Origin of the sequence: Buttiauxella brennerae ATCC 51605, from assembly GCF_001654925.1 — a bacterium.
In the GTDB taxonomy this organism is placed as follows: domain Bacteria; phylum Pseudomonadota; class Gammaproteobacteria; order Enterobacterales; family Enterobacteriaceae; genus Buttiauxella; species Buttiauxella brennerae.
On record NZ_LXER01000017.1, the window covers coordinates 214,379 to 228,960 of the forward strand.

Sequence of the window (14,582 nt, forward strand, 5' to 3'; positions counted from 1 at the left end):
ACCGGGGCGGGTTTCAGCTCGCCCCGGCCTAAAAGGCAGCAAGTGTTGATGCAAAAAGCGGTATTCCGGCTGAGTTTATCTCCGCCATTTTTAGCGCACATGGTGACGATAGTGTTGCTCTGTGGGCTGGGTTATCAGCTCGCGGGGCTGACCTGGCGCATGGGTGAGTTTCTGTTTCCAGACGCGCCACCGCGTGTTGTGGCTATGAGCAAGAAACCGGCCGCGCCGGCTGAAATCAAATTCAACACGCTATTCCCCAACCGGAATAAACAGGAAATACCCGCAGCCACGCTCTCCTCGCTAAAAGTGCGGCTGACCGGTGTGATTGTCAGCAGCGTCGCGGAGGATTCGCTGGTGATTATTGAACAAGGCGGGCAACAGAATAGCTACGGTATTCATGATGTTATCAACGGCACCACCGCCAGCATTGTGGCGATTAAAGAAGACCATGTGGAACTGCTTAACGGCGGGCAACACGAGATGCTCAGACTGTATGACGATGCCATTGCAGGCTCGTCTGATGGGCTTTCTGACACGCGAGCGCAATTACTGAAAGAGCCGAAGAAGTTACTGGAAATGGTCTCGATAACGCCGGTGAACAAAGACGGAGCCATTCAGGGTTACCGGCTGAACCCCGGCAAAGAGGCAACGCTGTTCCAGCAAAGTGGATTACAGCCCAATGATTTGGCGATTGCCATCAACGGCTTTGACCTGCGCATTCCCGAAGATGCGGCAAAGTTTATGGCGCAGCTCAGCGAGTTGACACAGCTGGATATCACCGTTTTGCGTGACGATGCTGAGAAAAACATTTTTGTAGATTTATCAATAAAGTAAGGTTGGGTATGTCATTACAAATAACAAAAATTGCCCAGAGCCTCACTCTGCTGATGGCCCTCTTGCCTGCTGCCTGGGGAGCCAATTACAGCGCCAGTTTTAAAAGCACCGATATCCAGGAATTTATTAATATCGTCAGCAAAAACCTGCATAAAACGATCATTATCGACCCTGCGGTGCGCGGGGTGGTGAATGTGCGCAGTTATGACTCGCTTAATGACGAGCAGTATTACCAGTTCTTCCTGAGCGTGCTGGATGTCTACGGTTTTGCCGTGGTGCCAGGTGCCAGTGGCGTGCTCAAAGTGGTGAAATCCGCCAACGCTAAAACGGGCGCCATTCCGCTGGCCGACGATTACCACGCCGGAACCGGCGACGAAGTCGTCACGCGCGTGATCCCGGTGGCCAACGTTGATGTGAAAGAACTTGCCCCGCTGTTGCGCCAGCTTAACGACAACGCAGGCGCAGGCAATGTGGTGCATTACGAATCAGCCAACGTTTTGCTGGTGACCGGACGGGCGGCGGTGGTTAACCGGCTGGCTGAGATTGTCCGGCGGGTGGACTCCGCCGGTAATCAGCAATCCGACATCATTAAATTAAAGTATGCCGCCTCGCGTGAGATGGTGTTAATTCTTAATGGCTTAAATAAAAACGACCGCAAAGGCGGCGGCCTGGCACCTAATGTGGTGGCCGATGAGCGCACCAACAGCGTGGTGATTTCCGGCAGCGCCCAGGCTCGCCAGCGGTTAATCACCATTGCCCGCCAGCTCGATCGCGAAGAACAAAACCAGGGAAACACGCGAGTTTTTTATCTTAAATATGCCCAGGCCAAAAACCTCGTTGCGGTGCTCAGCGGTGCCAACACCTCCCAGCCGCAACAAACCAAAGGTGAAGCGCCGCAAACTGCTACAGGCGCGGGGGCCAGCAACACCACCTTTAATGGCAAAGAAGTCAGCATCGTTGCCGATGAACAAACCAACTCGCTGGTGATCACTACACAGCCCGACGCCATGCAAGCGCTGGAACAAATCATCAACCGTCTGGATATTCGCCGCGCCCAGGTGCTGATTGAAGCCGTGATTGTGGAAATGCAGGATGGCGACGCGCTGAATTTCGGCGTGCAGTGGTTTAACGAAAACGGCGGTGCCACCCAATTTACCAGCACCGGGCTACCGATAAGCGCCGTGGTCGCCGCTGAAAACAGAAAAAATGGCTCGTCGGGCAGTGCCGCGCTACTCAGCAGTTTTAACGGTATTGCCGCCGGTTTTTATAACGGCAACTGGGGCGGGCTGGTTACCGCACTGGCTAATAACTCACGCAGCAATATTCTCGCCACGCCAAGCATTGTCACGCTCGATAACAAAGAAGCGGCGATTAACGTCGGTCAGGAAGTGCCGGTGATTACCGGTAGTCAGGCCAGCACCACCGGCAGCGTGTACAACACCGTCGAGCGCAAAACTGTCGGCACCAAACTGAAAGTCATCCCGCAAATTAATGACGGCGAAAGCGTGTTGCTGAACATTGAGCAGGAAGTTTCCAGCGTGGCTTCTGCCAGTTCGGTTGACTCTTCCTCCGCCGGGAGCGACCTGGGTGCCACCTTTAACACCCGCACCATTAATAACGCCGTGATGGTGAGGAGCGGTGAAACCGTGGTGCTCGGCGGCCTGCTGAACAACCAGACGACCGAGAGCGTCAGCAAAGTGCCGATCCTTGGTGACATTCCGCTGCTCGGTTATCTGTTCCGCTACAACAGCACCAGCACCAGCAAACAAAACCTGATGGTGTTTATCCACCCGGTGATTCTGCGCGATGGCGCAACCTACAACAGCGTTTCAAACGAGAAATATCACCAGTTCCGTGACGAGCAAAAAACCGACCGTTTGAACCGCGACCCGCTCGCCCTGCCCACGCCTGATCTGACGCTACCGGCAACGCCAGGCGCTCGTCCGCGCGGAGGGTTCTTCAATGAGTGATGCTGGAAAATGGCAAAAACTGCCGTTTAGTTTTGCCCGCGATCACGGCGTACTGGTGCAGTGGCAGGACTCGACGCCCACGCTGGTTCACCACGGCGAACTCCGGCCCCCGATCCTGTTGGAGATCCGGCGGGTGTTACGCCAGCCGTTTGCCGTCAGCCACGTGGAAACGGCACAGTTTGCCGCGCAACTGCAAAAAGAGTATCAGCGCGATGCCAGCGAAGCGCAGCAGTTGATGGAAGACCTGGGCAATGACGTGAGCTTTACCGATCTTGCCGGGCAACTCCCCGGTCAGGAAGATTTACTGGATATGGAAGACGACGCGCCGATTATCCGCCTGATCAACGCCATGCTCGGCGAAGCCATCAAGCTGGGTGCGTCAGATATTCATATCGAAACCTACGAGTCGCGCCTCGCGATTCGCTTCCGTATTGATGGCGTGTTGCGCGAAGTTCTCCAGCCGCAGCGCCAGCTGGCAGCAGTATTTATCTCGCGCATAAAGATCATGGCGCGGCTGGATATTGCTGAAAAACGCATTCCACAGGACGGGCGCATCAGCCTGCGGATGGGTGGACGGGCGGTGGACGTGCGTGTTTCAACACTGCCTTCCAGCCATGGCGAGCGCGTGGTGCTGCGCCTGCTGGATAAAAACACCGTGCATCTGGCGCTGTCACATTTGGGTATGTCGGCCGGGTTGCAGCAAACCATGGCAACACTGGTGCGCAAGCCGTACGGCATTATCCTCGTCACCGGGCCAACCGGCTCCGGCAAGTCCACCACGCTGTATGCCGCATTATCGGAAATCAATAACCACGAACGCAATATTCTGACGGTGGAAGACCCCATCGAATACGATCTGGACGGTATTGGCCAGACGCAGGTGAATAACAAAGTCGATATGACCTTTGCCCGCGGGCTGCGCGCCATTCTGCGCCAGGACCCCGACGTGGTGATGATTGGTGAAATTCGCGATACCGAAACGGCAAAGATTGCGGTGCAGGCCTCGCTGACCGGGCATTTGGTTTTCTCGACGCTGCATACCAATAGCGCAATTGGCGCCATCGCCCGTCTGCGGGATATGGGTGTAGAGCCGTTTTTGCTCGCCTCCTCGCTCACCGCGGTGCTTGCTCAACGGCTGGTGCGCACGCTCTGCCCGCAGTGCAAAACTCCGCATGCCGTCGATGAACAGCAACGCCAGCGCTACCACTTCCCCGCTGAAGTCACCCATTTATGGAAAGCCGTAGGCGGCGACTGCTGCAACCAAAGCGGCTATCGGGGGCGCACCGCGCTGCACGAACTGGTGGTGATTGATGAGGCCGTGCGCAAAGCGCTCAACAGTGATGCCAGCGAAGATGAACTCGAAGCGCTTATTCGCACCACAACCCCTGCTTTACGCGACGACGGCCTGGACAAAGTGCTGCAAGGCGTGACCTCGCTCGAAGAAGTGTTACGCGTGAGCCGGGAGGAGTAACCATGGCTGACTTTCGCTGGCAGGCACTCGACAGCAACGGCAAGTCAAAACAGGGTTTGCTGGAAGCCGACTCGCTGCGCCATGCCCGCCAACAGCTGCGCGAACGGCAATTACTGCCGGTGACTATCGCGGAGGTTGATACCTCGACCCGCACGGCGCATCGTTTTTTGCCCCGTCGGGCACCGGGTATGCGCAGAAGCGAATTAACGCTGTTTACCCGCCAGCTGGCGACGCTTTTAGCCTCGGGTATTCCGCTGGAAGAAGCGCTGAATGTGGTGTCGCAGCAAACCGAAAAAGCACGGTTGCGCACCGTGATAAACGCGGTGCGCAGCCGTGTGCTTGAAGGGCAAACGCTGGCAAAAAGCCTGGCAGAAAACCCGGCGGCATTCGATGAGCTTTACTGCGCGATGGTGGCTGCCGGGGAGAAATCTTCCCATCTCGACCAGGTGCTGATACGCCTTGCGGACTACACCGAGCAGCGCCAGCAGATGCAAAACAAACTGCGCCAGGCCATGGTTTATCCGCTGGTGCTCACCCTGGTGGCGGTGGGAGTGATCGCCATTTTACTGGTGACGGTGGTGCCCAACGTGGTGGAACAGTTTGTCCATATGAAACAGCAGTTGCCGCTCAGCACTCGCCTGCTGATGGGCATCAGCGCCGTGTTGCAACAATACGGTCTGGCATTTCTGGCTGTGGTCACGGCAGCCGCCCTCTACTGGCAACGCTGGTTAAAAACCCCCGCTAACCGCCTGCGCTACCACAACCTTATTTTGCGCCTGCCGATCGCCGGGCGACTCAGCCGTGCGACCAACACCGCCCGTTTCGCCAGCACGCTCAGCATTCTGAACGCCAGCAGCGTGCCGTTGCTGGATGCGATGCAGATAAGCGGCGAGGTGCTGCAAAATGCGCAAGCCCGCCTGCGCATCACCCTCGCCCAGCAACGCGTGCGCGAGGGCAGCACCTTGCGCGCGGCCCTCACCCAGACGCGCCTTTTCCCGCCGATGATGCTGCACATGATTGCCTCCGGCGAGCGCAGCGGCACGCTGGACAGCATGTTATCCCGCGCCGCGGATAACCAGGATAACGCGTTGCAGCAGGAAATGACTCTCGCACTCAGTCTCTTTGAGCCGCTTCTGGTGGTCAGCATGGCAAGCGTCGTGCTGTTCATCGTGCTGGCGATCCTCGAGCCCATCCTTCAGCTAAATAACATGATCAGTCATTAAAAAGGAGTCGTTATGGATAAGCGTCAACAGCAGGGTTTTACCTTGCTGGAAATCATGGTGGTGATCGTCATTCTTGGGATTCTGGCGAGTATCGTCGTCCCCAATCTGATGGGTAACAAAAAGCAGGCCGACCGGCAAAAAGCCGTGACCGACATTGTGGCGCTGGAAAACGCGCTGGATATGTACACCCTCGACAATGGCCGCTACCCGACGACCGAACAGGGGTTAGATGCGCTACTCACCAAACCGGAAGCCGCACCACAGCCAAAAAATTATAAGCAGGACGGCTATATCAAACGCCTGCCGGAAGACCCGTGGCAGAACGCCTATCAGCTGACAAGCCCTGGCGAGCACGGTGCGATCGATGTCTTTTCCGCAGGCCCGGACGGGGAAGCGGGTAACGATGACGATGTCGGCAACTGGGATTTGAACGGCGCGAAAGGATCGTGATTGTGGCGCGTTGCAACCGGGGTTTTACGCTCATCGAAATGATGCTGGTGGTGGTGATTATCGCCGCCACATCAAGCCTGGTGGTGATGGCGATGCCGTCGCATTCGCCGGAAAAGCAAAGCCGCGAAATGCTGGCGCTGCTGGCTGATGCCATCCCGATGCAGCGCATGGAAGCCATGGCTCAGGGGTCGTTATTTGGCCTGCTGATCACCCCGCGTGGCTATCAGTTTATGCTGCAGGACGCCACCGCGCCGCAGGGCTGGCAGCCGCTTGCCACCTCTGAGCGTACCTTCCCGGAAAACGTCACCTTGCAACTGGCACAACAGGATCTGCTGCTCGATGAAATGCCTGCGGGTGAACAAGAAGGTAAACCGCAGCTTTTGTTCTTTCCGGGCGGCGAAGTCACCCCTTTTGAACTTACTGCGCTTGAGCAAAAAAAGGCAGTGGCGACGTTAAGCGTCAGCGAATCAGGTGAAACGCAATTGCGTGATGCGCAGGCGGCACCATGAAGCAGCGTGGCATGACATTACTGGAAGTGATGGTGGCGATGGTGATTTTTGCCGGAGCAAGCCTTGCGTTAATGAACAGCCTCACCAGCCAGATAATGGCGCTGCAATCCATGGAAGAAAGCCTGTTTAGCAGTTGGGTGGCGGAAAACCAAATGGTTGATATTCGCCTTGCAGGCGGGTGGCCGGCACTGGAGAAAACATCCGGCAAAGAGCAGCTGGCCGGGCGCACCTGGTACTGGCAGCGGCAAGGTGAAACAACGCGTGATCCACTGCTGCGTGCGGCTGAAGTCCAGGTGCGGAGTATGCCGAATGGCGACCCGCGTATTGAGCTACGCAGTTATTTCTTCCACCAGCCATGAGCCGAAAACAACGCGGTTTTACGCTGCTGGAAGTACTGGTCGCGTTAGTGATTTTTGCCCTGCTGAGCCTGACCGCGCAGGCGGTATTTCAGGGCGTGTTACGCAATAACGCGGCGACAAAGGCGAAGATTTCGCGCCTGACTGAACTGGGTTTCGCCATGCAGCAACTGGAAAACGACTTCGTACAAGGGCTGCCACGCCCGGTGCGCGAAGCCGGGGAAACGAGCCTCGTGGTGTTTAACGGTAAAGACGGGCTGCTCGAAAGTGAAGGTGATGGCGTGCTGTTTACCCGCAGCGGCTGGTTCAACCCCGACGCCCGCCTGCGCCGCAGCGAGCTTCAACGCCTTGGCTGGCGTCTGAAGGGCAAACAGCTGGAGCGCGTGACCTGGCTTTATCCGGATAACGTGCCCGGCACCGAACCGGGGCACGCCGTCATATTGAAGTCTGTTCAGCAATTCCGTGTGCGCTACTACCGCAACGGGCGCTGGCTCACGCAATGGACGGCGGTACGCGAGCTGCCTGACGCCGTTGAAGTCACGTTGGATCTGCCGGATTACGGCCCTGTTACGCGGCGCTTTTTACTGGCGGCACAGGGGAATAGCCGATGAAACATCAACGAGGAATGGCTTTGCTGGTCGTTTTACTGTTGCTTGCTGCCATGACGCTGATTGCCTCGCAAATGACGGTGCGCTACCGGCAAATGTGGCAACGCAGCCATACGATCCTGACCCAGCTACAGATGCGCGAGTATTTGCTGGGCGGTGAAGCATTTGCCGCCCGCGTATTGTATCAGGACATGATAGACAGCCCGCAGAAAACCTCGCGCGCGCAGTACTGGGCCTCACAAAACGATGTCTGGCCGATTAGCGAAGTTGCGGTGCGGGCTGAAATTCGTGATGAACAGGCCTGCTTTAACCTCAACAGCCTGCAAAACCATGACGAGAAAAACCCGGACAGCCTCGCCCAGTATAGGGAGCAGGTTTTTGTCTCCGTTCTACAAGGGCTTGAGATCGACATGCTGCGTGCCCGCCAGCTTGCGGCAGCACTCGAAGACTGGCTGGATGCCAATCAGGACCCGCAATTATCCGGGGCCGAAGACAATGAATATATGGCGCTAAACCCGCCGTATTTACCGGCCAATCAGCCCATGCGCCACCTGAGCGAATTACGCGCCGTGAAGGGCATGGACGGCACGCTGTATCAGGCTTTGCGCCCTTTCGTTTGCGCCCTGCCTGACCGCGATCTGGCGGTGAATATCAACACCCTTCAGGAAGACCAGGCGCCGTTACTGTCAGCGCTGTTTCTGAACACCCTCCCCGTTCAGACCGCGGTTTCACTCATCCGCCACCGACCGGCTGAGGGCTGGAGAAGTGTCGACGAATTTTTGGCGCAGGCACCCGCGATGGATGAGCGGCTTGCCGGGCCAGATGTCGCCCGTTCACTGACGGTCAACAGTGATTATTTTGTCGCGGATATCGCCATCGAAAACCAACAACAGCACAGCCGAATGACGAGCCATTTCTATCGCACCAGCGATCGAAAAGTCGTGGTTCGTGGGCGTGAAGCGGGAGTGTGGCCATGAATGAAACGTTATTAATCCGTCTGGCAAGCCATGCGCAGCAGACCATCTACTGGTGGCTGTTCACCGCTGACGACCAGTTACTGTTTTCGGGCGAACTGGCTGATGCCGCAAGCCTTGTGAACCTGCAATCGTATGCGGCCAGTCGCCAGGTGATTGCACTGGTTCCCGCCTGCGATGTGGTGCTCAAATCAGTGAGCCTGCCAGGAAAACTGACGCGCAAAACGCAAAATGCGCTGCCTTTTTTACTGGAAGATGAGGTCGTCGAGGATCCGATAAAACTGCATGTGGCGGTGCTGGCACATGAATCTCCATTGGTTCACCTGGCGGCGATTGAACATTCCGTGATGCAGCAGTGGCTGAAGTGGCTCGAGGACGCGGGCCTGACTATTAACCGAATGCTGCCGGACGTATTCGCGCTACCCGATTATGACACCGGGTGCTGTGTGTGCTTTGGCGAGCAATATCTGATTCGCGAATCACGCTGGCGAGGCATGGTGCTGGAACAGGAGCTGATGGCATGTTTGCCTGAAGACAACATTGCCCGCTGGCAACCCGCGCCACAAACCTTACCGCTGCGGGTATCGCACCTGCCAGCGGGTACTCTTTTGCAAGGGGCATATCAGCCCCGGAAATATAAAAACGGGCAGTTAGCCATATGGCGAGTGCCTGCCTGGTTGCTGGCGGCGAGTCTGGTCATCACCCTTGCCAGCACCGCGCTGGAAAACTTCACGGACAGCCGCGAACAAGCGCAGTTGAACCAGCAAATGATTGCGATTTATCGCCAGACGTTTCCGGGTAACAAACGGGTGAGCGACCCATGGAATGAATTTCAAAAGAAAATGGAGGCGCATAGCAGCCATTTTCTGCCGTTGGTGCGCACGCTCGACAGCGTTCTTCCCTCTTCTGTTCAGGTACAGTCATTGCAGTTTGATGCCCCGGGGCGCGAGCTGCAGGCGCAATTATCCGGCGCCACAGCCATCGCACTGAAAGCCATGGAACAGCAGCTTCCGGCGAATTTTGCTTTGCGGGTGAATGAAAAAGACGGCGCGACAATCTACCTGCGCATGCAGACGACGCGCCCGAAAGTGGCACATTCAGAGCTGACGCGCGTGCAGCAAATGAAGCAGAAGCTCACACGAATGCAAATTCTGGCCGCGCAAAAACCGCTGCTCCCGGCACCGGATGCCGATATTGCAGCACTTATCGAGCAGGCCAGCCTGAAAGCCCATCTGCCTGTCTCGCCCCCGGCGCAACAAGGCAACCAGCTTGAGTTCAGATACCCAGGGGCACTGCGTTTTTCTGACTTCGCAAACTGGCTGCAAACCCTTGAGTTGCAGTACGGCATTGTTACGCAGGAGGTGCAGCTGACCGGTAAAGGGCAAGGGACGGTGGAAGTGAAACGGTTAGTGCTCAGCAGAGGTTCTCGCTCGTGAAACCATTGCACCTGCTGCTCCCGTTATTGCTGAGCTACCTCATTGGCCTGCTGGTGATGCTGCCCGCGCGTTTTGCCATCGGCTGGTTGCCGCTTCCTCCCGGCGCAAATTTGCAGGGCGTCAGTGGCACGCTGTGGCAGGGCCAGGCACAGACTTTGCGCATCGATAATCAGCAACTTGGGCCATTCAACTGGGACTGGAAAGGTGCCGCCTTGCTGCAAGGGCAAATTGCCGCACAGGTTGCCCTTAGCGATCCACGCGGGATTATCGGCAAGGGTAGCGTGGGCTGGAATGGCGAGTGGAACGTTGATGACGCCACGCTGCATTTTCCCGCCGCTGTTTTACACGACGCCCTGGCACTTTCAGCCGAATTTAGCGGTGATGTCAGCGCTCAGTTGTCGCATCTGCGCTTTACCCCGCAAGGCTGTGTGGCAGCGCGAGCCACTCTCAACTGGAAGAATGGCGGCGTGACCGATGCTGCTGGTGCGCTCAATACCGGCGATACCCGCATACAAGTCAAATGCGCCAATAAACAATGGCGTGCTGAGATAACCCAGGCTTCCGAACAACTTAAAAGCCACGGGCAGGTTTCATTATCGGCCCGCAAGGATTACCGCCTGCAAGGTGAGATAACACCCGGCCCGACGTTTCCCCCGGCATTGCTGATGCTGCTGACTCAAGGCGCCCGTCAAGAAAAGAGCGGCCAATTTACTTTTGAAACATCAGGGCGTTGGTAATCGCCTGTAAAAGGAACATCGACCATGTACCAGGATTTTTTCGCGCTTAACGCCGCACCCTTTACGATCTCACCCGATCCGCACTATCTCTATTTAAGCCCGGCACACCGCGAAGCCCTGAACCAAATGCAGCGTGCTATTTCATCAGGGGGTTTTATGGTGCTCGCGGGCGCACCCGGCACCGGGAAAACCACGCTGGCTCGCCATGTCTGCCTTAATGCGGGTGTCGAAACGGAAACCGCGTATTTGATTGCGCCGTTAACTTCACCCACGCCGCTGATGACGCAAATTTGCCGTGCGTTTCATTTGCCCGATGACACGCACCTGGAGGCGTTTTTGCGCCACAATTTGCGGGCGCGTAAACAGGCCGTTTTGCTGATTGATGAGGCGCAGCACCTGAGTCTGCCGCAACTTGAAGCGCTGTGTGCGCTGACCAATATTGAAACCGACGAGCGCAAATTACTGTCGATTATCCTGATGGGGCAGCCGGAACTCGAACAGCGCCTGCACGACGCCAGACTCGCCCAGCTACGCCAGCGCATTACTGCTCACCACTTCCTTACGCCGCTTAACGCCGAAGAAGTCGATGCCACGGTGCGGTTTCGCCTGCAAAAAGCGGGCTGCTTGCACCCGATTTTTTCACGGGGAGCCATCAGCGTGATTACCCGTGCCAGTAAAGGCATTCCGCGCGTTATTAACCGCCTGTGCGAACAGATGCTGGTGGATGCCGCCTGTGATCGGCGGTGGAAAATTACCGCCGCCCATGCCAAAGAGTCAGCGCTTAAAGTGACGGGCCGGGTGGATATTGGCGGGGTTTCCGGTGCCCTCGCCTTTAGCACCGCATGCATGCTGCTGTTTGCTGCCAGCTGGTTTGGCTGGCAACAATGGGGGTGGCTGCCCGAACCCGAGGTGAGAACGGTAAAAGTCCCGGTCAGCGTGGCACCCGATCCACAGCTGCAAAAACTATTTGAAGCCGCAGTGCAAAAGTCTCGCAGCCAGAGCGATGCGTTTACTTTATTGACCGCCGCCTGGGGTTATGACAGCGGCGATGAAGCGTCTCCGTGCGGGGTGTTGTCGCCTGCTGGGCTGCGCTGTTTTCGCAGTTTTGGCGATCTGAATGAGGTCATCGCTCTTAATTACCCGGCAGTCGTACACCTGAAAGATAAGGCATCAGGGCACTGGTTCGCGGTTTTAAGCCACGTGAGTAATGGCAAGGCGTCGCTGCTTTTTGATAACCAGGAGTGGGAAGTTTCCCTCGACTGGCTCAACCAACGCTGGCAGAAAGACGCCACGCTTATCTGGCACCTGCCCGACAGCGGAGCGACGAAAGTCACCAACCACAGCCCTGAGGAAGATATTCAATGGGTGGCGCAGCGGCTCACGACGGCACTCAAAACCCCGGTTGGGGAAAAGAACTCAAAAATTCAGGCAGGCATTCTCGCTTATCAAAAACAACAGCATTTACCGGCTGACGGCATCGCCGGGGAACAAACGCTGCTTCGCCTGAGCAACCAGCCTGACCAAAACCTTCCCACCCTGGATGGCACACTTCCTGCCCGTGAACTGGCAGCGGACACCACAGCAACGCCGGAGAAACCATGACTATTTCCCTTTCCCTCCCCCTGAAACCCCATGCGAAATTGTCCGCAAAAGGGTATCTGGTTCTCACCTGGTGTTGCGGCTTAGCCATTGCCGCCCTTGCCGGTACCGGTATCTGTTATGGCTGGCACAGTTTGTATAACCCGCCGGTCATCAAACGGGTAGAAGTTCCGCACCAGGCCCCTCTCCCGTGGCGCAACATCAGCAGTTCGCTCACCTTTAATACTCAGCCGTTGCCTGCCGAGCCCGTGGAAGAGACTGAGCCCGCAGCGGAGGAAGAATCGAGTGACGTGGCTGAGCCCGCCACGGAAGTGTCGGAGGAAAAAATGGCCGATGACGGCACCTATCCGCGCCTTGAGCAGTTATCTCAGGATGTGCTGCGACGGATGCCGTCGGTCAAATACAACGCCCATGTTTATTCCAGTGAAACCGGGAAAAGCGTTATCAACCTCAACGGCAATGATTACCACGAAGGCGCCGCGGTGGGTGCTGGCGTGAAGCTGATGAAAATCGAACCCGACGACAGTATTTTCTCTTTTGAGGGGCAAACTTTCCGCGTGACTGCCCTTTCTGACTGGTGAGTCTGATGATGTTAATGGCGTTTGCGCATACCTGGCCCGCAGCCTGGTGTGCGATGTTGGGCATTCTGGGGTTGCTGATCGGCAGTTTTCTGAATGTTGTTATCTGGCGCTTGCCTAAAATGCTGGCCGAACAATGGCGCGACGAGGCTCGCCAGACGCTCGATTTGCCGCATCCGCCCCGGCAAACTTATAACCTGTGCTGGCCGCCTTCGGCATGCAGTACCTGCCAACAACCAATTTTGCGCCGTGATTTGCTGCCCGTATTAAGCTGGTGCTGGCTGCGCGGCGAAAGCCGTTGCTGCAAGAGATCTATCTCGCTGCGCTACCCGCTGGTTGAGTCCGCCTGTTGTTTTTTATTTGTCGTTGCAGGGCTGCTGTGGCCGCCCGGTCTGCAGCTTGCAGCGAGTTTAGTGTTCATCTGCATTTTGCTTACGCTTGCGGTCATTGATGCGCAGACCATGCTATTGCCCGATGTGCTCACGCTGCCATTAATTTGGCTTGGCTTGCTGGTTAATTTTGTCGGGTGTTATGTGCCGTTACCCAGCGCGCTAATCGGTGCCATCAGTGGTTATCTGGCGTTGGCTCTGTTGTCGCTTATTTTTACCCGGCTGACGGGGAAAGCGGGTCTGGGAGGCGGTGATGCGAAGTTACTTGCGGCACTCGGGGCATGGCTGGGTTGGGAAGTGTTGCCACAACTGGTGACTGTGGCGGCGGTCGGCGGCTTGCTGGGTGCGGTAATAATGCACCGGTTACGCCGCCATCCGTTAAACCAGCCCGTCGCTTTCGGGCCGTGGTTAATTCTTTCTGCGGGATATTTCCTGTTTCTGACGCCATGAACCACGAAAGTCGCAGGAAGATAATCAGGATGCTGCGACCGGTTTGTAACTATTAATATAAGTCTTCAATGCTTTACTCATTGGCATATTCAAGTTTTTCTGGGCTGGCGGGATGGGTGACATAAACCATTTCTTATACAATACGTTATATTCACCGCTGGTGATGATTTGCGCCAATGCGCTATTCACCTGGCTGGTCAAGGGTAACGACTCTTTTGCCAGCATCAGGCCATAAACATCGGTATCAACAAAATCGATATGGCTAATACTGTAGTTTTTCGGCTCTTTAGCCAGGAATGCGGCAAGCAGCACTTCATCGGTAGCCAGCATTTTTACCCCGCCAGATTTGAACAGTTCGAGCGCCGAAGAATAATCGGCCGTGGGGACCATCAGGAGGGAAAAATTCAATTTATGGTTGAGCTTGTTGATACGTCCAATCGTTGAGTCACCTGAAATGACCGCAATGGTTTTACCGTGCAAGTCTTTATCTTCATGAATAGCATCATTTTTCTTCGACAGAAATGCTGTGGTGGTCACGAAGTACGGTTTTGAGAAGTTATAGCTTTTCAGCCTGGCGTCGTTTCGGGTAATCGCCGAGCAGGTCATATCAACGCGATGTTCTTTGACTCTGTTGAACGTCTCGACCTGTTTCCCACCGACCCAATGAATATCGATATGCGCAATATCTAATTGTTTTTCGAGCTGGTGAACGAGATCCTGGCATAAATCAATTGCCATACCGACAGGCTTTTCATTCTGTATAAAAGAAAAGGGATAATCATTATAAGAGTAACTTAATGTTATTTCGTGAGTTTTCTTTATATTATCCAGACTGTCATTTGCCTGTGCGTGAAATATAGAGAAAGCACTAATAAGAAATAACAACGATAAATAGTTTTTCATAGTCATGCCAAATGTAACCTGTCTGCCCAATATATTGTGTGCTGTCATCACCGGGATGAGGCACACAACCCTGCCGGGGCCGAAGATGACACACA

The 14,582-nt window shown here is 55.8% G+C and carries 15 protein-coding genes; 14 read left to right on the top strand and 1 reads right to left on the bottom strand.

All coding sequences use genetic code 11. The annotated features are described in order from the left end of the window. Nucleotides 1-48: 48 nt before the first annotated feature. The 14 genes from gspC to M975_RS09170 are packed head-to-tail and all read left to right on the top strand — an operon-like array spanning nt 49 to nt 13,584. Nucleotides 49-834 (top strand): type II secretion system protein GspC, encoded by a 786-nt coding sequence (gene gspC / locus M975_RS09105; RefSeq protein ID WP_064558901.1) that lies wholly within the window; start codon nt 49-51, stop codon nt 832-834. Nucleotides 835-887: 53 nt separating this feature from the next. Further along, nucleotides 888-2,804: a type II secretion system secretin GspD gene (gene gspD, locus M975_RS09110; protein WP_280643800.1), complete on the top strand. Its 1,917-nt coding sequence runs from the start codon at nt 888-890 to the stop codon at nt 2,802-2,804. Beyond that, a complete protein-coding gene (gene gspE, locus M975_RS09115; protein WP_064558903.1) occupies nt 2,797-4,275 on the top strand; it encodes a type II secretion system ATPase GspE in 1,479 nt (492 codons plus the stop codon). Before gspD ends, gspE begins: the two co-directional genes overlap by 8 nt. A gap of 2 nt (nt 4,276-4,277) precedes the next feature. Further along, nucleotides 4,278-5,498: a type II secretion system inner membrane protein GspF gene (gene gspF / locus M975_RS09120; RefSeq protein WP_064558904.1), complete on the top strand. Its 1,221-nt coding sequence runs from the start codon at nt 4,278-4,280 to the stop codon at nt 5,496-5,498. A 12-nt stretch (nt 5,499-5,510) separates the two neighbouring features. Further along, nucleotides 5,511-5,948 (top strand): type II secretion system major pseudopilin GspG, encoded by a 438-nt coding sequence (gene gspG, locus M975_RS09125; RefSeq protein WP_064558905.1) that lies wholly within the window; start codon nt 5,511-5,513, stop codon nt 5,946-5,948. 2 nt (nt 5,949-5,950) lie between these two features. Further along, complete coding sequence (gspH, locus tag M975_RS09130) at nt 5,951-6,457, top strand: type II secretion system minor pseudopilin GspH (RefSeq protein ID WP_064558906.1); 507 nt, start codon at nt 5,951-5,953, stop codon at nt 6,455-6,457. Then, nucleotides 6,454-6,816, top strand: coding sequence for a type II secretion system minor pseudopilin GspI (gspI, locus tag M975_RS09135; RefSeq protein ID WP_064558907.1), 363 nt, complete (start codon nt 6,454-6,456; stop codon nt 6,814-6,816). Before gspH ends, gspI begins: the two co-directional genes overlap by 4 nt. Then, a complete protein-coding gene (gene gspJ / locus M975_RS09140) occupies nt 6,813-7,424 on the top strand; it encodes a type II secretion system minor pseudopilin GspJ (RefSeq protein ID WP_064558908.1) in 612 nt (203 codons plus the stop codon). The genes gspI and gspJ overlap by 4 nt, the downstream gene beginning before the upstream one ends. Beyond that, the gene (gene gspK / locus M975_RS09145; protein ID WP_083967871.1) at nt 7,421-8,398 is read left to right on the top strand and encodes a type II secretion system minor pseudopilin GspK; all 978 of its coding nucleotides are present in this window, start codon (nt 7,421-7,423) and stop codon (nt 8,396-8,398) included. Before gspJ ends, gspK begins: the two co-directional genes overlap by 4 nt. Next, on the top strand, nt 8,395-9,831 hold the full coding sequence (gene gspL, locus M975_RS09150; protein ID WP_064558909.1) for a type II secretion system protein GspL: 1,437 nt from the start codon (nt 8,395-8,397) through the stop codon (nt 9,829-9,831). The genes gspK and gspL overlap by 4 nt, the downstream gene beginning before the upstream one ends. Continuing rightward, nucleotides 9,828-10,568 (top strand): type II secretion system protein N, encoded by a 741-nt coding sequence (locus tag M975_RS09155; protein WP_064558910.1) that lies wholly within the window; start codon nt 9,828-9,830, stop codon nt 10,566-10,568. The genes gspL and M975_RS09155 overlap by 4 nt, the downstream gene beginning before the upstream one ends. Nucleotides 10,569-10,592: 24 nt before the next feature. Then, nucleotides 10,593-12,170 carry an ExeA family protein gene (locus M975_RS09160; RefSeq protein WP_064558911.1) on the top strand — a complete coding sequence of 526 codons (1,578 nt, stop codon included), beginning with the start codon at nt 10,593-10,595 and terminating at the stop codon, nt 12,168-12,170. After that, nucleotides 12,167-12,748 (top strand): general secretion pathway protein GspB, encoded by a 582-nt coding sequence (locus tag M975_RS09165; RefSeq protein ID WP_064558912.1) that lies wholly within the window; start codon nt 12,167-12,169, stop codon nt 12,746-12,748. The genes M975_RS09160 and M975_RS09165 overlap by 4 nt, the downstream gene beginning before the upstream one ends. A 5-nt stretch (nt 12,749-12,753) precedes the next feature. After that, nucleotides 12,754-13,584, top strand: a complete 831-nt coding sequence (locus M975_RS09170) for a prepilin peptidase (RefSeq protein ID WP_064558913.1) — start codon at nt 12,754-12,756, stop codon at nt 13,582-13,584. Between the two features lie 24 nt (nt 13,585-13,608). On the opposite strand, the gene M975_RS09175 is transcribed toward M975_RS09170, so the two are convergent. Then, nucleotides 13,609-14,493 carry a transporter substrate-binding domain-containing protein gene (locus tag M975_RS09175; RefSeq protein ID WP_064558914.1) on the bottom strand — a complete coding sequence of 295 codons (885 nt, stop codon included), beginning with the start codon at nt 14,491-14,493 and terminating at the stop codon, nt 13,609-13,611. Between the last annotated feature and the right edge of the window lie 89 nt (nt 14,494-14,582).